This window comes from Corynebacterium sp. HMSC08F01 (assembly GCF_001807545.1).
In the GTDB taxonomy this organism is placed as follows: Bacteria; Actinomycetota; Actinomycetes; order Mycobacteriales; family Mycobacteriaceae; genus Corynebacterium; species Corynebacterium coyleae.
Genome location: NZ_KV789318.1, coordinates 18,234 through 36,654, shown reverse-complemented (window position 1 = coordinate 36,654; position 18,421 = coordinate 18,234). Strand labels below are relative to the sequence as shown.

The following is an 18,421-nucleotide window of genomic DNA, read 5'->3' as shown; positions in this document are numbered from 1 at the left end:
GAGCAAGCTCGGCAGCGTCGCATCATCTAGTGTGTCCCGTATGACTTTCATCGAGCTGCATACTGGGCCCTGGCGCGCCAGTACCTGCTTACTGGGGCTCAGCGGCCCGCATGACGCGCCAGTTGGCTTGGCCAGCCTGACCTGGCGCCATAACGGCTCGCTGCGTACCGGCGACGATTTGGACCGCCCTCAAGGGCAGATGTTCATCGAGGCAGATGCGTTGCCCGCCCGCCAGCAAATCGCCGAACCTGAGGCGTTTCCGCTGCGTACCGTGACCACTCGAACCGCCGGCGAGGCGTACGTGTTCATCGGTGAAATGTTCGGCCGCAAAGGAGAAATTGAGACGCTCACGCCGTGTGTCGCAGCGCAGATGACGCTTGCCACGGACGCTGAACTTGCGATGACGCTCAACCCTGACTTCGAGTACGCCATCATTGCCTGCGACGGCGATATCGAGGTCAACCGCTCCTCGGTGGTCTCTCACTCCCACATGCTCATTGGTCCGGGTGAGCGCACGCTCGGTTTGGAGAACCGTTCCGAGCATTTCACCCACGTGCTGGTGTTGGGTGGTCTTCCCGAGTAACACGAACCGGGGAGATCTTGCCCACATATAGGCCACTTACCGTGCAGACATGCGGTAACAGCGCAATAATCGGATAGTGCTATATATTCTGATTGCTGTCTTGGCCGTCGCTGCCGTCGGCTACTTCATTTACAAAAAAGTCCACGCCGCCTCCGCCATTTTCGCAGTCGGTGTGCTGCTGCTCATGATCGCCGCCGCAACCGGCCGCATCGACTACGCCTCAACCGAGTTCGAATCTTCCGGCAACGCCTTCTACGACGAGTTGCTCATCATCGAGGCCCTGTTCAAGTCCCGTTTCGCCGGCACCGGCATGGCAATTATGGTGCTGTTCGGTTTCGTCGGCTACATGCGCCACATCGGCGCCGACGCGAAAACCGTGGTGGCGCTCTCCAGCCCGCTGCGTCGCTTCAACGGCTCCTACTGGCTCGTACCCATCGGCTACTTGGTGGCGACGCTGCTGTCGTTCGTGGTGCCCTCTGCCAGTGCGTTGGCGCTGTTGCTCGTGGCCACGCTCATGCCGGCGTTGATCGCTGCGGGTCTCACACCGCTGACGGTGGGTGCGATCGTCGCTACGGCCTCCACTATTGCCCCGTCCCCGCTGGAGGCGGGCCTGATTCAGGCCGCTGACCTGACCGGCATGACGGTCACCGAGTTCACCTTTGGCAACGTGGCTAAGGCCACCATCCCGGGCCTGATCGTCATCGCGTTTGTGCACATGTGGTGGCAGCACCGCTGCGACAAGAAGGACCTGGTCAAAGCCGGTGCCGCCGCAGGCGAGGCTGACCTGGAGGCCGCGAAGCACGAAGAGTCCGACCGCCGCATCCACGAAGCCATGGAGCGCGCCGAGGGCCTGCCGGGCTTCTACGCCATCTTGCCGCTGATGCCGCTGCTGCTGATCATCGTCTCCGCAATCCTGAACCGCCTGGACATCGTCGGTTTCGAGGCCGGCATTCTCCCCGTGACCGTCGTGTCGCTCATGCTGACCATGATCATCGAGGCGATCCGTCTGCGCGACGTGAACTACGCCGCGGATTCCCTCCAGGACTTCTTCAAGGGCCTCGGCGAGGGCGCCGCAGGCGTGGTGTCGCTGATCGTCGCCGCCGCCATCCTGGTGGAAGGCATCACCCAGATGGGCGTTATCGAGGGCCTGACCAGTCTCGCCCAGGCGTCCTCGGGTGCTGCGATCCTGATGGTGCTGGTGTTCGTCATCGCCACCTCTGTCATGGCAATGCTCACCGGCTCCGGCGTGGCCCCGTACTTCGCGTTCTCCGAAATGGTGCCGGGCATCGCCGCAGACTCCGCCGTGTCCGCCCCGCAGATGCTCACCTCCATTTGGGCCGCCTCCAACACCATGCGCCAGGCTTCCCCGGTCAACGCTGCGGTGCTCATCGTCGCTGGCGCACTGAACGTGAACCCGGTTGACGTGGTGCGCCGCACCCTCGTGCCGTTGGCAGCGGGCATGGTCACGTCGGTGGTGTGCGCGCTGTTGTTCGTCGTGTAGCAAAAGTCCGTATTGTTTCCGGTATGACTGTCTCAGTGCTGATCACCGTCGAAGACTCTTCGCCGGAAATCTCACGTTGCTTCAACGTTGACCCCGACATGACGCTCGGCGCGCTCGCCGAGGTCATCGACGCATCCCTCGGGTTCTCCGGCGCGTCCTCGCACCTGTTCGTGGGCAAGCACGGCACGCAACGTGAGGTATACGCCGAAAGCCCCGGTGCGGGTGAGCAGCACGAAGACACCATCACGGTCGCTGAGATGGAGCCGATGACCTACATTTACGACGCGGCGGCCGACTGGTCCATCCACGTCGAAGTCCTCGGCCCCTCCCACATCGATGCGCCAACGCCGATGCTTGTCGACGCCGCCGGCCCCGACGTCATCGAAGCCTGCAACGGCCCCGCCATGATGACCGAGTTCCGCCGCCAGGCCCGCCTGCTCGCCGCCGGTATCGAACCCGACGTGGACACCGTCACCTTGCTGTTTAGCTTCCTGCCGGTCATGCCGCCGGAGCGCATGCTGGACCGGCTGACCTTCGCCGACCCGGTCACGGTCGCCTCCCGCATGGCCAACGTCGCCGAGGAGCAGTTTTTCGACGAGATGGCCGCCGCCGAATCCGAGGGTCTAGGCCTGGCGGAGCGCTTTGACAACTTCATCAACTCCCAGCCCGGCCTGCGCGAAATCCTGGACGTGGACCCCCACCCGGAGCGCAACCCGGCGATGATCTCGGCAGTGACCGACTTCTTCAACTCCGTCCTCGGCGAAGGCACCGATTTCCCCGAACTCGCCGAACTGGCCAGCCTGCCCGGCTTCGCTGGATTGCCAGGGCTCGAAGGGCTTCTCGACGACACCGATGACCTCGAAGCCCCCAACTCCCTGACCTTGGTGTTCGGCGACCTGATCAGCCTGTTCATCGCCAGCGTGCCCTACAACGTGGGCGAGCTAACCCCCGAGGTATCCCGCGAGATCCGCGACATCACAGCGCTGCCGTTCCCGGGTACCGTCGTCGATTTTCTTCTCGACGCCGGCCTGTTAAAGAAGCGCCACGAAATCCTCACCCCCACCAAAGCGGGCCTGACCTTCCTCAGCAGCGACGACGCCGTCGCCGCCAACGCCGACAACCTGCGCCGCTTCTTCGAATCCGTCATGGGCGCAGACCTGTGGCGCGCCACCGTCGACTGGTTCATCGGCGAGCCCCAGCCCAACCCCGACATCGACGACTACATCCCGTGGCTTTACGGCTTCTGCGTCGTCGAAGAGTACGAACCGGGCCGCTCCGGGCTTTCCGACGAAGGCCGCGCCATGATGCACCTCCACCGCGCCTACTACGAAGGCTAGGTCTAGACCCCGCCCGGTTGGCCCCGCCCGGTTAACTCAGGCGAGCACCAGGTAGAGCCCCACCACGGCAATGCCCAGCATCATCGCGGTGAGAATGGCGATGGGGGCGGTGTTCGGGGCGCTGCGCTCGTCGGCAAGAGCAAATGCGTCGCGCCTGTACAGCCGGCGGTTCAGCAGCCCGATCGCCACCGCGCCAAGCGACAACGCGCACACCGCAAACATGATCAGTTCCGGGTAAGCGTCCGCCCAGCGCAGCAGCGTCGCCGCGCACACCAGCATCGCCAGCCCGGTGCGCGTCCAGCTCATCGCGGTGCGCTCCGGCTGCAGGCCGGGGTCCGCAACGACGATGCTCACAGCAGGCTCACCCCGACCACCACTGCGGCGACGAACACACCGATGCCCAAAATCGGCACGATCGCCGGCGCCGGGATTGGTTTGCCGTGGCGCAAGGCGCGTTCGATCCGTACCCAACGCACCGCAGCACCTGCAGAAATAGCCATTGAGATCACGATGATGGTGGCGGCGGCGATGGAGCGCACGGTGTCGTCGATACGCGGAAGCTCAAACGCCTCCAACGCAATCCCGCCCGCCAAAAACGCGAGCGCAGTACGCGTCCACGCGAGGAACGTGCGCTCGTTAGCCAAGGTGAAACGCGGATCCGGCTCGTTGCCATCCGGAAACACCCGTCGGGTAAACCAACCACGCTCACTCATGCGCTCAACCCTAGCGCCGCATACACCGTCAGGAGAACCACCCCAACCGCAGCGATCACCCACAACACAGTATTGCTTTGCGACGACACCCTCGCCCACACCGCCCCCAACAACGCACCCGCCGCGTTGCAGATGACATCGTCCGTATCGCTATACCCCCACCCACCCAGATACTGCGCCGTCTCGATGCCCAGGCTGAACAGCGTGCCTGCCGCGAGCGCCCTCACGATCGAGCCCCGATACGCCACGAACCCCACCGGAATGAACAGCGCAATGTTGCCAAACAAGTTCAGCCACGGACCCCACCACCCCCGCGCATACGTGAACGTCTGCAACGGATTCAGCCGGATCTGACTGATCTGGTGCGACTCCGCCGCCCACACTCCCGGGATCGACACGAACGCCTTACCCACCGTAAACGCAAGCACGACAACGACAGTCACCACTGCCGCGGCGACCGTTGCCGGTGTACTTCTGGTCGTATTCACCCGCCCCACGGTAGACGCATGTTAGGCTGGCGACCATGAATAGCACCTTGCTGGTTACTGACAATGGCCCCGAGATCGTAGAAACCCGCGATGAATACGCCGGCGAAGGCGACACGCTGATCAACGTCTCGCACTCGTCGCTGAACTACAAAGACGCAATGGCACTGTCCGGCAACCGCGGTGTCCTGCGCGAACTGCCGCGCGTCCCCGGCATCGACGCGGTGGGCACCCTCGAAGACGGCACGCTGGTCACGGTGAACGGCCGCGGGCTGGGGGAGCGCCGTCACGGCGGCTACACCCCGCGCGTGCGTATCGACGACACCCACATCACCCGCGTCCCATCCCGCTTCACCGCCGACGATGCCGCCGCCATCGGCACCGCCGGCTACACCGCGGCACTCTCCGTCGCGGCGTTCGAGCGCGCCTCCTACTCCGTGGACGGCCCCATCCTGGTCACCGGGGCGACCGGCGGCGTCGGTTCCATCGCCGTGTCGCTGCTCGCGGAGCGCGGCCACGAGGTCTGGGCGCTCACCGGGCGTATCGACGAACACAGCACCTGGCTGCGCGAACTCGGCGCCACCGAAATCCTCGACCGCGCCGACTTCACCGGCAAAGGCAAACCACTGCAGAAGGCGCGCCTCGGCGGCGTGATCGACACCGTCGGCTCCGACATCCTGGCCAATGCGCTCACCCAACTGCGCTGGGGCGGCGTCGCCACCGCATGCGGCATGGCCGCTGGCAACGACCTGCCCGCATCCGTCCTGCCGTTCATCCTGCGCGGTGTCCAACTGGTCGGTGTGAACTCCGTCGACACCCCCAACGACCTTCGCGACGAAGCCTGGGCACTCCTCGACACCTCCCTCAACACAAACGCCATCCGCACCGAAACAATCGGATTGGATGGCGTCATCGAAGCCGGCCAGGCCCTGTTGGAGGGCCGGGGCGGTGGAAGGGTCGTCGTTAAGCTGTAGGCTCCTGCGGCACCGGACCAGCCGAAATCTGCCGGTAGGCGTACGCCAACGCGAGCATCGTCGCCGGCAGGGTCACAATCAAACCAAGACCAAACGGGATCGCACCAATGAGGTTGATCAAACCAGCCAACACCGCGAAGCCCAACAGACGGCCATAATTACGCGCACCCGCCTTGAAACCGCCGGTGAACGCCTGGCCAAACGTGCCATTGTTGTCACCCGCGAACCACGGCTGCAGCATAAACAGCGGGCTGATCAGCAGCATCACCACCAAACCAATGCCGAATGCCGCCATCACCGGGCCCATCACCGCAAAGAACGTCTCCGGGTCATCCATGATCGCCTCCGGGTTCTCCGGGATCATCGTCGGATCGATCGCCGAAAACGCACCAATGCCCAGCGCCGTCAGCAGCACCGTCATGCCAAGCATGGCGATGACCGACAACAACACCGACATGCCCAGCGTCTTACCAAACGTCGGCGACTTCACATCCCCGAAGTTCAGGTTGCGCGCCAGCGTCGCCTGCAACGCCGCACCAATCATCCACGGGCCGAACACCGTCGTGCCGCCCACCTGAATCCAGGTGCCCACCGTCGGCACAAACCGCACCGCCACGCTCAGCAGCAGGTACACCACGCCAAGCGGCAACCACAGCTTCGGGTTGCCAAACACGGTCTTGAAGCCCCAGCCGATCGCCTCCAAAATGTTCAGCTTGCCAGTGCCCTTCACATGCGACCAGCCGTTATTCGCCGGGTCGTTAATCGGGTGCGGGCTCACACCATCGCCCGGAACGTTGTCCGTCAACTGCTGGCCATGGAACCGCAACGCCGTGTTGCCCGCCATCGACGCCGCCGAATTGACCTCAAACGCGCTGTAGTCGCTGTAGCCGTTTTGGTAGTTGCCGGCTTGGTCGGCGTAGTTGCCGGCGTCGGCGGGGTCGGCGTAACTGTCGTAGCTCGGGTAACCCCCGTCGTTCTCCGGGTGGCTTCCTTGCGGATGCTGCGGATACGGCTCGAAGCCGTCATTGTTCGGAGTGGACATTGATGTATTCCTTCATCGGATAGGTATCAGTTTTGCCCAGCCGAGTTTAACAACCCTGCGCGGTGGGACGCCGGGCCGGAACGTTGGCGCTGCCCGGGCCGCCTCCTGACAAACTTTGCAAAATCTGTCAGGAACGTTTTCTGACCTGCACGTTTACCGACGCCTGACAGATTCCGCCGTGATCTGTCAGCCGGACGGGGCGGTGGGGGGCGGTGGGGCCGGGCCCGCGGGTCGGGGTGAGGCGGCCGGGCCCGCGGGTCGGGGTGAGGCGGCGGGGCGCCCGGGGTGAGGCAGGCCGGGCATTTTGGGCATCACCGGCAAAATAGTTCCCGGGCGGGGAACTTTCTTCGTCCGGCGGGAGAAGAAAATTCACTACGCCCAGGACAGATCGGGCAGGGCACAAAAAAGTTCCCCGGTTCGACCGAATCCGGGGAACTTTTTTGGGAAGGGTATGAGAAAGGGTAGGGCAGCAGAACCCGAGCAGAACCCCTACTTGACCACGAGGTTGACCATGCGGCCAGGGATCGCGATCACCTTGACTACGGTCTTGCCGTCCACCAAGGCGGCGACGCGGTCGTCGGCAAGGGCGGCGGCTTCGAGGTCGTCCTTAGAGGCGTCGGTGGCCACGTCGATGCGGGCCTTGACTTTGCCGTTGATTTGGACGGGGACCTCGACGGTGTCGTCGGTAAGCCATTGCTCGGCGAACTCCGGGAACGGCTCGAACGTGATGGTCTCGGGGTGGCCGAGCAGGGACCAGAGTTCTTCGGCGATGTGCGGGGCCAGCGGCGAGACCATCTGGACCAGCGGCTCGACGGCGTCGCGAGGCGCACCCGACGGGTAGGTCTTGGTCAGGTAGTTGACGTACTCGATGAGTTTCGCGGCGACGGTGTTGTCGCGAAGGTGGGCGTAGTCGTCGCGTACGCCGGCGATGGTGCGGTGGAGGGCTTTGAGGTCGTCTTCCGTCAACGAAGCGTCCACCACGGTGACCTCGCCGGTGGCCTCATCCACGACCAGGCGCCAGAGGCGCTGCAGGAAGCGTTGTGCGCCGACGACGTCCTTGGTCGCCCACGGGCGGGAGGTGTCGAGCGGGCCCATGGACATTTCGTAAACGCGCAGGGTGTCAGCGCCGTAGTCCTCGACAACCTCGTCGGGTGCGACGGAGTTCTTCAGAGACTTGCCCATCTTGCCGTATTCGCGGTTGACCTCTTCGCCCTGGTAGAAGAACTTGCCGTCCTTCTCCTCGACCTCGGCCGCGGGGACGTAGACGCCGCGGGAGTCGGTGTAGGCGTAGGCCTGGATGTAACCCTGGTTGAACAGGCGGCGGTAGGGCTCCTTGGAGGTGACAAAGCCGAGGTCGTAAAGCACCTTGTGCCAGAAGCGCGCGTAGAGCAGGTGCAGCACGGCGTGTTCGACGCCGCCGACGTACAGGTCAACGCCGCCGGGGTCGTTGGCGCCGTGCTCCTCGGGGCGCGGGCCGGTCCAGTAGCGCTCGTTCTCAATGTCCACCAGCGCATCCGTGTTGGTCGGGTCGATGTAGCGCAGTTGGTACCAGGAGGAGCCGGCCCACTGTGGCATGACGTTGGTGTCGCGCCAGTACTTCTGCTTGCCGTGGCCCAGGTCCAGTTCGACCTCGACCCAGTCGGTGGCCTTGGCCAGCGGCGGGGCGGGTTCGGAGTCGGCGTCTTCGGGGTCGAAGGCGACGGGGTTGTAGTCCTCTACCTGCGGCAATTCGACGGGCAGCATGTCCTCGGGCAGGCCGTGCGCCTGGCCGTTTTCGTCGTACACGATGGGGAATGGCTCGCCCCAGTAGCGCTGGCGGGCGAACAGCCAGTCGCGCAGTTTGTACTGGATTTTCTCGGAGCCCTTTTGCTTATCGACGACCCACCCCAGGGCCGCTTCAATCGCCTCTTCCTTGCCCATACCGTTGAGGTCCAGGCCGGATTCGTTGGCGGAGTTGATGTGGGTGGCGTCGCCGGTGAAGGCGGCTTCGGACACGTCGCCGTCGAGAACAGGCGTAATCGGCAGGCCGAAGACGGTGGCGAACTCGTAGTCGCGCTCGTCGTGGGCCGGGACCGCCATGATGGCGCCGGTGCCGTAGCCGGTGAGCACGTAGTCGGCGATGAAGATCGGGACCTGCTCGCCGTTGACCGGGTTGACCGCGTAGGTGCCCAGGAACACGCCGGTCTTTTCCTTGTTTTCCTGGCGTTCCACATCAGACTTGGCGGCGATGGAGCGCAGGTACGCGTCGACGGCTTCGCGCGGGGTGGCTTCGCCGTTGGTCCAGCGGGTGTCGACGTCGGTGGGGTAGGAGTCGGCCACGAGGTCGTCGACAAGCGAATGCTCGGGCGCGAGCACCACGTAGGACGCTCCGAACAGGGTGTCGGGGCGGGTGGTGAAGACGGTGATGTCGCCGGCGGGCGATTCGAACACGACCTCTGCGCCGCGGGACCGGCCGATCCAGTTGCGCTGCATGCTCTTGACCTTTTCCGGCCATTCGAGCAGGTCAAGGTCGTCGAGCAGACGGTCGGAGTAGTCCGTGATGCGCATCATCCACTGGCGCAGGCGCTTACGGAAGACCGGGTAGTTGCCGCGCTCGGAACGGCCCTCGGCGGTGACTTCCTCATTCGCCAGCACGGTGCCCAGGCCCGGGCACCAGTTGACCATGGAGTCGGAGAGGTAGACGAGGCGGAACTCGTCGATAGCCTTGTGCTTCTCCTCGGTGGTCAGGTCGCGGAAGTTGCGGCCGTCCTTGGTCTGGCGAGCGCCGGACATGAGGTCGCGCACGAGGTCCTCGATCGGGCGGGCCTTCTGCTGCTCCTCGTCGAACCAGGCGTTGTAGATCTGCAGGAAGATCCACTGCGTCCAGCGATAAAACTCCGGGTCCGTGGTGGCAACGGAGCGGCGCGGGTCGTGGCCGAGGCCCAACATGGCCAGCTGGCGGCGCATGTTGGCAATGTTCGCCTCAGTGGTCGTGCGCGGGTGGGTGCCGGTCTGGATGGCGTACTGCTCTGCCGGCAGACCAAACGCGTCATAACCCAGTGTGTGCAGCACGTTCTTGCCCAGCATGCGGTTGTAGCGCGCGTACACATCCGTGGCGATGTAACTCAGCGGGTGGCCGACGTGCAGCCCCGCACCCGATGGGTAGGGGAACATGTCCTGAACGTTGAGTTTGTCCTTGGGCAGCTCGGTCTGGCTTTGCGGAGCAAGATCACCAACCGGGTTCGGTGCGTAAAACGTGTGGTTGTCACGCCAGTACGCCTGCCACTTCTTCTCGATCTCATTGGCCAGCTCGGCCGTATAGCGGTGCGGGGTCGCCTCAGTCATGGTTATGCAGTGTAGTGAACAGGCATTGCTTATCTGCGACCTCCGCCCCGAACGCCATTTCCCCAGGGAATTGTTTTCGGGGTCGTTTTTGGGATGTGAAAGATATAGAAAAGATATAGCGGGCTTTTGGACGAGCCGTTTTGCCAGTTGCCGCAGGTCAGCGAATTGTTTCGATATCTTTCTATATCTTTCGGAATTGTTTTCTGCGCGTATTTACGCGCGAATCCAGCGGGTGCCGCGGCCACGAGGGGGACCTTCCGGATCAATCCTTGCCCTACCGAGGCTTCGAAGGTGTCGCAGGATTCTGCCCGCCTCTGCAACGCTGACGCCAGTTTGATCGGCGATGTCGGCGGACCGGAGGGTTTCGCCGTCGAGAAGCTTTGCTTCGATCCATTCCTGAATGCTTACCGTTGCCAGTTCACCGGCCTGGCCCAAGTTGAGAAGTTTCCGAGCCTCGCCGCTGAGTGTCCATTCGTTTGCGTCGGCTACGGAATCGAGGAGGCCGCGGTCCACGAGGTCGTCCATGAGCTCCCTGACCTCAAGCGATGTGAGCTGGGTTTTCTGCACTGCGGTCGTTGCCGTGATGAGTGCTGCGGAGTTGAGGTGCCACAACACAATCAAGGACGCCACACTATCGACGACAACCTCCCCGTAACGCTTCGACAGCCGCCTCAGCCCCTTGATGAAGTCCACGTCCGGTTTTTGTGCAGCCAGAATCACTTGGACGCTCACATCGGTTGCGATAACCTCCGGCTCACTGCGTCCGGTTCGGAGCATGGTCGCCCACATACGGTCAAAACCACGAGAGCTTTCTTCCGCCAACCCCAGCGTGCGCATTGTCGCCATCAGCCGGTTGTTCCGCGGAACCGAGGACGTAGATAGGAGTTTGTCCCGGGTCACACCTGGCGGGAGTGGGCCAGGGGAGGTGACTTTAAGCGTTCGATTGGACTGCTCGACAACCACCGGGCCGGGCAGTCGCCAGTCGCGGTGAATGAATGCATTCGCAACAACTTCATCAACCGCTTGTTCCGGAAAACGGCTGATGGCAACTTCTTCACCGTCGTCAAACTGGACCCGTTCAATCTCAGTGTCACCGTTTTCGGTGATCAGTCGGCGAAGGCGGGGCAGTGCCAGCAGGACCGGGTCTGAAATCAACGTCGCCCGGGGTTCCTCACCCGGCAACGTCCGCCAAAGGTGGCGCACAACCACGTCCGTTGGCCCTGGACTGGCCAGGAGAATTCCGCCGGCACGTTTAAGTTTGCCGTCGTCACGCAAAAGCCCAAGTTCCCGCAACAGTCCCGTTGTGGTCTGAGGGACGGCAGCATCGAGGCCGCGTGTCCTGCGGTGTTGGCGGAGCATCCTGCGTGCCTCGTCAACTACCGCTAACGGCAAGTCGTCTATCGAGATATCGGCTGGTCCGTTTGAGTAGTCCGGGTTGCGACGTGCCGCGTCGATAGCGCGTCGCTCCTCTTCCGTGATCTCCTTGCAGGAGAATTGGCCGTCTGCGGTGCGTTTCTTCGCGGCGCCGTCGCTACGCGTGTACAACGCCCGCGCTTCAGGGACGTGAATAACAACGAGCCTTGCGCCCCACGCATCCAACGTCGTGACCTGGACGTTCATGTTGGGATTGGTCTTGACGAAGATCCGGTGAGTGATCTTTTCTTCATCCAGTTTGGTACCCGTAAACGCTTCCCTCCCGGGAACCTTGTCGGCGACACCCACCACGATGTACCCCATGGCTGCTTCCCCGTTCGCCATGCAGACGGCCTCATCCACCAACTTGTCGACGAACCGCTCCCTCTCCGCCTGTCCTCCCCCTCGAGCAGCGGGGTCCTCCTTGAACTCCAAGATGAGCGACTCCTGCGAGTCCGCCGTTGCCCCGTCATTGATCGCCTGAAGCGCATCACGCACGTTTGGGAGAAGATCATCCCAGGCAGATTCTGTAACCATGGTGCGATTGTACATTTCCCCAGGGAATTGTTTTCTCGCCCGTTTTTAGGGTTTGAAAGATATAGAAAAGATATAGCGGGCTTGCGGGCGGGCATCTACCGAAGTTTCCCCAGGTCCGAGAATTGTTCCGATATCTTTCTATATCTTTCGGAATTGTTTCCTGCGCATTTATTCGCCCCAAAATGTCCCTACATTACAAATTAATAACGACAACTGGCTATATTGATAGCTGTTCATAACTCCCCTCTAAGACTTGGAGCTCCCGTGAAGAAGATCGCCGCAGCCACCCTGGCAGCAACCATGACCCTTTCCCTCGGCACTGTTCAGGCCAACGCCGCAACCAACGAGATGCGCGGCACGGGCGACGACCGCGTCTGCGTTCTGACCCTCGATGGCCAGAAGAACAAGATCGAGGTCGCACCGGCCAAGGTTGACGAAAAGGTCAAGGACATCCTCCCGGACAATACGAACGGCCTGGTGCGCACCAGCGCTGACCTCGGCCAGGCTTTTGGCTCCTCCGACCAGGAGCTCATCAACGGCGCTAACAACCTCGAGGCTATCGACGCCTGCAAGAAGGGCGTGGACTACAAGACCGCCGATATGACCGCGGGCAAGAAGGCTGCCATCATCGGCTCCACCGTGCTCGCTGTGATCTTGGCAATCGCTGGTCTGGCATCGCCGTTCGTCGGCCCGATGATCCAGCAGTTCCTCCCGCGCTAATCTTTGCGACGACACCAAGCGGCCGTTCCTCACCGAACGGCCGCTTTTTCGTTGCCCGGCGCCGATAGTTGGTGGGCCCCCAGTTGTCCGCAATGCGGAGTCCGCAACGCCCGTGACACCTACGGTGCCTGCAGTGCCCCGAACAGGGGTGACGAAATTCCCTTTCGGCGACCGTAATTGTCACCCGCCACACATGGGAATATCTTCATAAGTGGAATCTGTTTTTCCCCTGTCCAAGAATTGGAGTTTCTCTGTGAAGAAGATCGCCGCAGCCACCCTGGCAGCAACCATGGCCCTTTCCCTCGGCGCTGTTGACGCCAACGCTGCGTCCAACACGATGACCAAGGTCCAGGGCCGCAACGCCTGCAACATGACCTTTGACAAGCCGTCCAACATCGAATACACGAACGGTCTCAAGGACCCGGTCAAGGTTAAGAAGCTCCTGGACTCGGATAAGGCCAATAACCTTATCGACTCCGCCCAGACCTCCTCCAAGATTGGCGAGGCTTTCGGCTCCTCCGACGAGACCTCCGTCAATGACGCAAATAACCTCGCTGCACTCCGCGCTTGCGCCCAGGGCGAGACTTTCAAGTCCCAGCCGATCACTGACAGCGAGAAGGCCGGCATCATCGCAGGCACCGTCATCTCCGCTCTGGTCCTGATCGGTGGCGTTCTCGCCCCGGTCGTCGGCCCGATGATCCAGCAGTTCCTGCCGTTCTAATTTCGCCTTAGAACACCAAAGCCGCTCCGGCTACGACCGGAGCGGCTTTTTTCGTTGGCACATACCAACGGTTGGCGCGAGCCCAATTGTCCGCAATGCGGAGTCCGCAACCCCCGTGCGGACCCTGCGCGCGTCACATAAACATCTGCCAGATGGCGACGCCCATGATGATCACGCCGAGGACGAACACGAAGATCGTTTCGGGTTTGTTGGCAAAGCGGTGGAAGGCCTTGGCGTTGCGGAAGAGCAGCATGGGCACGATGTACACCAGGAAGGTGATGAATACGCCGCCGACGACGGAGATCAGGTCCAGGATGGACGGGTTGACCACGGCTGCAGCAACGGTGGTGACGAACACGAAGACGTAGATGCCCCAGCGCATGGCCTTGGGGCTGACGCGGTTTGCAAACTCCGGGGCGACGGCGCGCACGAGGTAGGTGGTGCCTTCCTCGGCACCCATGACGTGGCCGAAGTAGGACGACGCGATCGCACACAGGGCGACGATGGGGGAGAGCACCGCCAGGAACGGCGCGTGGGTTTCGTTGGCCAGGTAGGACAGGACCGGGATGTTCGCTTCGCGGGCGGCGTCCATGCCGTCGGCACCAAGTGCGAGGCTGCAGGACCAGACGAAGAACATGGTGAAGCCGACGAGCATGATCGCGGAGATGGCTTCGATCTTGGAGACGAGCTTTTCGGTGGCCTTCTCGTCGCCATCGAAACGCTTCTGCGCGTCGAGGGCCGCCTGGGAGATCGCCGGCATGTGGCTAAAGGAGAACACGAAGACCGGCAGGATCAGCAGCAGCGCCTGCCAGGTTGGGGTGTCGGACTGGTAGGAGCGGAAGCTGGCCAGGTCCCACTGGGGGATGAGGTAGATGGACACGGCCGCGAGCGCGATGATCAGCGGGTAGACCAGGATGTTGGCAAACGCCAGGGTCGCCTTCTTGCCCATGGCGTAGGCGCCGGTGAGCACACCCACGCACAGCGCCGCCAGGACCCAACGCGGCAGCTGCGGTCCGCCGAGTTGGTTGACCAGGAAGCTGTCCATCGTGTTGGTGATACTCACGCCGTAGATCAACACGATGGGGTAGATGGACAGCCAGTACATCAGGCCCGTCATCAGGCCACGGGTGCGGCCGGACAGGGCGGTAACCACCTGCAGGACGTCGAGGCCCTTCACCGGGGAGGCCGACACGATGCGCGAGTAGGTGCGGTGCGACATGAACACCATCGGCAGCGCCAGCAGCGAGATGAAGATGAGGGGGAGGATGCCGAACGATCCGGCGTCGATAGGCAGGAACAGAATGCCCGCACCGACTGCGGTACCGAACAGGGTGATCGCCCAGGACAGGGTGCTGCCGTCGGGCGCGTCAGCGGCACGTTCGGCCTTGATTTGCCGCATGTCCGCATCTGTCAGATGGTCTAAGTTAAATTCACGCGCTGGTGTGGTCAATGTCGCCTTCCTCGCTAGGGGGTGTCATACGCCACACGGATCATAGACCACGCCCTTGCTTATCGACGAAAACGCCCGCGGCCCCAAACCTCGGGGACGCGGGCGTACATGCCGTTTACCGCTTATGCACGGGGGAGGACTGCCAGCGGGGACACGTCGATGTGCGTGGCAAGGCCACGGTCCTCATCGCGGAACCACGCGCGAATCTGGTCGAACAGGTTCATCATGCGGGTTCACCTCCTTTCAAAGCGTGAAGGTTGTTCACCTTCCGTTCATCTTGAGGCAACCCTAGGCCGGGCCAAATAGTTTGTCAACACCAACGATTGGCCCTTGCGAATAATCCCTGCATACACACTAAAAATTAATGTGACGCATGTGACTAGAGGAACGGATACGGGTCCCATCCGGTGAAGTACTCAATGCGCTCGCGAGCGATCAACAGAATCGCTGCCACCACCGCCACCAGCACCACAGCCAGAAACACCCAGCCGATCACCCGGCGCGCACCCACGGGTGCCGTGCCGTCCTCCTCAGGCGACAGGAAGTGGATGCTCAACGAGAACAACGCCGGCAGGCCAGCGCCGAGCAGCAAGCCGGTGCCGAGCACCATCAACAGAGACTTCAGAATTTCAAGCATGACCTATACCTCTTTACTGGTGGTCCAGGCCGCGGGTCGTATCCACGATATGGGCGGGTTCGCCGCGGTGGGGGGTGGTGGGTTCGTCGATAAGCGAATCGCTCTCCCAGTCATCGTTGACATTGTCGCGGTGCACCGGCTCGCGCTGCGCCACGATGAACATGTAACCGCCGCCGAGCACCAACAGCACAGTCAGCATGATGCCGCCCCACACGAGGTCGCCGCCAAAGTCCGAGACCCAACGGGCCGCCCACCAGGTGACAAACGCGACGAACGCGGCGATCGGCAGGGTGGTGATCCACGCGATGGCCATGCGGCCGGCAACGCCCCAGCGCACCTCGCCCTTCGGGCCCGTCAGGCCGGAGCCCATGATGGAACCGGTGGCGACGTGGGTCGTCGACAAGGCCATGCCCAAGTGCGACGACGTCAGAATGATCGCCGCCGACGACGTCTCCGCAGCCATACCCTGCGGCGGGTGAATCTCCCCCAGACCCTTGCCCAGGGTGCGGATCACGCGGAAACCACCCGAGTAGGTGCCAATCGCGATGGCGAGCGCACAGGACGCCTGGATCCAAAACGGCATCGTGTGATCCGAATCAAACTGACCCGCGGCCACCATAGCCAGGAAGATCACACCCATCGTCTTCTGAGCATCCGACGTACCGTGCGCCAACGCCACCAGCGACGCCGTACCAATCTGGCCCCAACGGAAGTAATTGTCGCGGTGCTCCTTCTCCGCATTCGACGTCAGGCGGTACACCAGCCAGGTGCCAATCATTGCGACGAGACCAGCCACGAACGGCGCAAACAACGCCGGCAGGATGATCTTGTGCAGCACGCCGCCCCACACGACGCCCTGCCAGCCAATCGCCGCGATCGCCGCGCCAATCAGGCCGCCGAACAGCGCGTGTGACGACGACGACGGGATGCCGTACAGCCACGTAAACAAATTCCACAGAATGGCGCCCGTCAGGCCCGCGAACACGACCAGCAGGAGCCGCTCCGACTCAACCGTGTCGCTGAGGTCAAACACGTCTAGCTTCACAATGCCGTTGGCTACGGTCTTTGCCACCGCCACCGACAAGAACGCGCCGATGAGGTTCAAAATGCCAGCCAACGCCACAGCCGTCTTCGGCTTCAACGCGCCAGTAGCAATCGACGTCGCCATCGCATTCGCGGTGTCATGGAAGCCGTTCGTGAAATCAAAAAACAGCGCCACAACAATAATTAGGACGAGGAGGATAGTGATGCTCACATCCTGGCATTATGCGCCCTAATTAGCACTTAAGAAACTCACGGTCGCGCCATTAACCTCCTGTTCACCAAGCCCTTTGGTGCTACTTTGCTTTACCTGGGGGTTTCCGGCCTACGGCACCTAGCGTTCACCTTCTGGGGGTAGTTAGCCGGCCACAATGTTCCACACAGTGACACCCATGATCACCAACCCCACCACGAGCACAAAGATCGTGTCCGGGCGACGCGCGTAGTGCTTAAACGCCACCGCCTTATGGAACAGCAACACCGGCATGATGTAGACCAAGAACGCAACGAAAATACCGCCGACCACCGAAATCATGTCCAGAATCGACGGGTTCGCCACCGCCACCAACACCGCAGTGACAAAGACGAAGATGTTGACGGACCAGCGCAGGGTGGTCGTCGATACGCGAGACGCAAAGCCCGGCGCGACCACGCGCACGAGATAGCCGGTGCCCTCCTCCGTACCCAGGAGGTGACCGAAGTACGACGTGACAATCGCAGCGATGGCAATGATCGGGCTCATCCACGCCATGAACGGCGTATCCGTCTCATTGGCCAGATACGACAGCACCGGCACATTCTGCTCGCGCGCCGCATCCATACCCTCCGCGCCGAGGGCCAACGCGCACGACCACACGAAAAACATGGTGAACGCCACCAGCATCAGCGCCGTGACCAACTCCACCTTGGACACCTCACGCTCGACGGCCTCCACATCACCGTCCTTCTTCTTCTGCACATCCAACGCAAACTGGCTCAACGCCGCCATGTGGCTGAACGAAAACACCAACACCGGCAGAATCAGCAGCAGGCCCTGCCACACCGGAACATCCGACTCGTAGCCACGGAAACTGGCAAAGTCCCACCGCGGAATCAGATACAACGACACCGTCGCAAGCGCAATGATCAGCGGATACACCAGTGCATTCGCGATCCACAGCGTGATTTTCTTGCCCAACGCGTAGGCACCCGTCATGATGCCGACGGAGATCGTCGCTAAGAGCCAGCGACTCATGTGCTCCCCGCCGAACTGGTTGACGATGAAACTGTCCAGCGTGTTCGTAATCGAAATGCCATAAATCAACCCCGTGGGATAAACCCCCAGCCAATACAGCACCGCCGATGCGAACCCCCGCTTGCGGCCCGTCAGCGCCGTGATCACCTGCAGCACATCCAGGCCCTTCACCGGCGACGCCGAAACAATGCGCGCATACGTCCGATGCGAGAAAAACACCATCGGAGCAATCAGCAACGTAGCGACGACCAACGGCCAGAACCCGAAACTCCCCGCATTAATCGGCAAGAACAGGATGCCCGCACCCACGCCGGTACCGAAGAGCGTGATCACCCAACGCATAAACGAACCGTCTGGTTCGTCGCCCTCACGCTGCTCCTTGATCTGGTCGATATCCGCGTCGGTGAGGTTCTCCGCGTCGAACTCGTCACGCGCGAGTTCCAGGTGTTCATCGCTGTACTGCTCCGGCAGCTCCGGTTTTGTCATAAAGAATTACGGTACAGACGTTGTCTGCGTCCGGCACGCTGCGTGTTTTTGTGCGGTGGGGTTGTCGGTGGTTCGTGCGGAACGCCAAGGTTTCGGTGGCCTCGCCGAACCGCCCGTTTCCGTTCATATGCAGGGCTCGATATGCGTAAGTGCCGGTCAGAGCGTTTTCCGAAATTTCGGCCGTTTTCCCCGGAAACCCCGTGACCAGGGGTTACGCATATCG

Annotated in this window: 16 protein-coding genes; 6 read left to right on the top strand and 10 right to left on the bottom strand. The window is 62.2% G+C overall.

From position 1 onward, the window contains the following. Nucleotides 1–40 precede the first annotated feature (40 nt). From HMPREF3171_RS09020 to HMPREF3171_RS09010, 3 genes are all read left to right on the top strand, one after another. Complete coding sequence (locus tag HMPREF3171_RS09020; RefSeq protein WP_070484586.1) at nt 41–583, top strand: pirin-like C-terminal cupin domain-containing protein; 543 nt, start codon at nt 41–43, stop codon at nt 581–583. Between the two features lie 76 nt (nt 584–659). Continuing rightward, complete coding sequence (gene dcuC, locus HMPREF3171_RS09015) at nt 660–2,084, top strand: C4-dicarboxylate transporter DcuC (protein ID WP_070422071.1); 1,425 nt, start codon at nt 660–662, stop codon at nt 2,082–2,084. Between the two features lie 23 nt (nt 2,085–2,107). Further along, on the top strand, nt 2,108–3,421 hold the full coding sequence (locus HMPREF3171_RS09010; protein ID WP_070484583.1) for an IS1096 element passenger TnpR family protein: 1,314 nt from the start codon (nt 2,108–2,110) through the stop codon (nt 3,419–3,421). A gap of 36 nt (nt 3,422–3,457) precedes the next feature. Here HMPREF3171_RS09010 and HMPREF3171_RS09005 read toward each other — a convergent pair whose 3' ends face one another. Genes HMPREF3171_RS09005 through HMPREF3171_RS08995 form a run of 3 tightly spaced genes read right to left on the bottom strand, consistent with a single transcriptional unit; the run spans nt 3,458 to nt 4,622 of the window. Beyond that, nucleotides 3,458–3,775 carry a DUF202 domain-containing protein gene (locus HMPREF3171_RS09005; protein ID WP_224213344.1) on the bottom strand — a complete coding sequence of 106 codons (318 nt, stop codon included), beginning with the start codon at nt 3,773–3,775 and terminating at the stop codon, nt 3,458–3,460. Continuing rightward, complete coding sequence (locus HMPREF3171_RS09000; protein WP_070452871.1) at nt 3,772–4,134, bottom strand: YidH family protein; 363 nt, start codon at nt 4,132–4,134, stop codon at nt 3,772–3,774. Before HMPREF3171_RS09000 ends, HMPREF3171_RS09005 begins: the two co-directional genes overlap by 4 nt. Continuing rightward, nucleotides 4,131–4,622: a VanZ family protein gene (locus HMPREF3171_RS08995; protein WP_070484589.1), complete on the bottom strand. Its 492-nt coding sequence runs from the start codon at nt 4,620–4,622 to the stop codon at nt 4,131–4,133. Before HMPREF3171_RS08995 ends, HMPREF3171_RS09000 begins: the two co-directional genes overlap by 4 nt. A 35-nt stretch (nt 4,623–4,657) precedes the next feature. Here HMPREF3171_RS08995 and HMPREF3171_RS08990 point away from each other — a divergent pair, with 35 nt between their 5' ends. Beyond that, a complete protein-coding gene (locus HMPREF3171_RS08990) occupies nt 4,658–5,593 on the top strand; it encodes an acrylyl-CoA reductase family protein (protein WP_070484581.1) in 936 nt (311 codons plus the stop codon). On the opposite strand, the gene HMPREF3171_RS08985 is transcribed toward HMPREF3171_RS08990, so the two are convergent. The 3 genes from HMPREF3171_RS08985 to HMPREF3171_RS08975 all read right to left on the bottom strand — a co-directional run bounded on the left by HMPREF3171_RS08985 (nt 5,583) and on the right by HMPREF3171_RS08975 (nt 11,909). Next, entirely contained in the window at nt 5,583–6,635 is a 1,053-nt protein-coding gene (locus HMPREF3171_RS08985; protein ID WP_070484578.1) for a DUF2189 domain-containing protein, read from the bottom strand. The two genes, HMPREF3171_RS08990 and HMPREF3171_RS08985, sit on opposite strands and share 11 nt — an antisense overlap. Before the next feature lie 489 nt (nt 6,636–7,124). Continuing rightward, complete coding sequence (gene leuS / locus HMPREF3171_RS08980) at nt 7,125–9,959, bottom strand: leucine--tRNA ligase (RefSeq protein ID WP_070484575.1); 2,835 nt, start codon at nt 9,957–9,959, stop codon at nt 7,125–7,127. Between the two features lie 213 nt (nt 9,960–10,172). Then, a complete protein-coding gene (locus HMPREF3171_RS08975; RefSeq protein WP_070484573.1) occupies nt 10,173–11,909 on the bottom strand; it encodes an ATP-binding protein in 1,737 nt (578 codons plus the stop codon). 264 nt (nt 11,910–12,173) lie between these two features. On the opposite strand from HMPREF3171_RS08975, the gene HMPREF3171_RS08970 reads away from it, so the two are divergent. Both HMPREF3171_RS08970 and HMPREF3171_RS08965 read left to right on the top strand, forming a co-directional pair. Then, nucleotides 12,174–12,629: a hypothetical protein gene (locus HMPREF3171_RS08970; protein ID WP_070484570.1), complete on the top strand. Its 456-nt coding sequence runs from the start codon at nt 12,174–12,176 to the stop codon at nt 12,627–12,629. Nucleotides 12,630–12,882: 253 nt separating this feature from the next. After that, a complete protein-coding gene (locus HMPREF3171_RS08965; RefSeq protein ID WP_070484567.1) occupies nt 12,883–13,350 on the top strand; it encodes a hypothetical protein in 468 nt (155 codons plus the stop codon). Nucleotides 13,351–13,483: 133 nt separating this feature from the next. Here the strand turns inward: HMPREF3171_RS08965 and HMPREF3171_RS08960 are convergent, their stop codons facing one another. The 4 genes from HMPREF3171_RS08960 to HMPREF3171_RS08945 form a co-directional block, all read right to left on the bottom strand. Then, nucleotides 13,484–14,749: an amino acid permease gene (locus HMPREF3171_RS08960; protein WP_070484563.1), complete on the bottom strand. Its 1,266-nt coding sequence runs from the start codon at nt 14,747–14,749 to the stop codon at nt 13,484–13,486. 430 nt (nt 14,750–15,179) lie between these two features. Next, a complete protein-coding gene (locus HMPREF3171_RS08955) occupies nt 15,180–15,437 on the bottom strand; it encodes a hypothetical protein (RefSeq protein ID WP_070422082.1) in 258 nt (85 codons plus the stop codon). 13 nt (nt 15,438–15,450) lie between these two features. After that, nucleotides 15,451–16,692, bottom strand: a complete 1,242-nt coding sequence (locus tag HMPREF3171_RS08950; protein WP_083292039.1) for an inorganic phosphate transporter — start codon at nt 16,690–16,692, stop codon at nt 15,451–15,453. Between the two features lie 144 nt (nt 16,693–16,836). After that, a complete protein-coding gene (locus HMPREF3171_RS08945; RefSeq protein WP_070484560.1) occupies nt 16,837–18,198 on the bottom strand; it encodes an SLC5/6 family protein in 1,362 nt (453 codons plus the stop codon). Between the last annotated feature and the right edge of the window lie 223 nt (nt 18,199–18,421).

Coding starts and splice junctions, on each gene's coding strand:
- HMPREF3171_RS09020 (WP_070484586.1), top strand. CDS start 41: ATGACTTTCATCGAGCTGCATACTGGGCCCTGGCGCGCCAGTACCTGC.
- HMPREF3171_RS09010 (WP_070484583.1), top strand. CDS start 2,108: ATGACTGTCTCAGTGCTGATCACCGTCGAAGACTCTTCGCCGGAAATC.
- HMPREF3171_RS09000 (WP_070452871.1), bottom strand. CDS start 4,134: ATGAGTGAGCGTGGTTGGTTTACCCGACGGGTGTTTCCGGATGGCAAC.
- HMPREF3171_RS08990 (WP_070484581.1), top strand. CDS start 4,658: ATGAATAGCACCTTGCTGGTTACTGACAATGGCCCCGAGATCGTAGAA.
- HMPREF3171_RS08985 (WP_070484578.1), bottom strand. CDS start 6,635: ATGTCCACTCCGAACAATGACGGCTTCGAGCCGTATCCGCAGCATCCG.
- leuS (WP_070484575.1), bottom strand. CDS start 9,959: ATGACTGAGGCGACCCCGCACCGCTATACGGCCGAGCTGGCCAATGAG.
- HMPREF3171_RS08975 (WP_070484573.1), bottom strand. CDS start 11,909: ATGGTTACAGAATCTGCCTGGGATGATCTTCTCCCAAACGTGCGTGAT.
- HMPREF3171_RS08960 (WP_070484563.1), bottom strand. CDS start 14,749: ATGCGGCAAATCAAGGCCGAACGTGCCGCTGACGCGCCCGACGGCAGC.
- HMPREF3171_RS08955 (WP_070422082.1), bottom strand. CDS start 15,437: ATGCTTGAAATTCTGAAGTCTCTGTTGATGGTGCTCGGCACCGGCTTG.
- HMPREF3171_RS08945 (WP_070484560.1), bottom strand. CDS start 18,198: ATGACAAAACCGGAGCTGCCGGAGCAGTACAGCGATGAACACCTGGAA.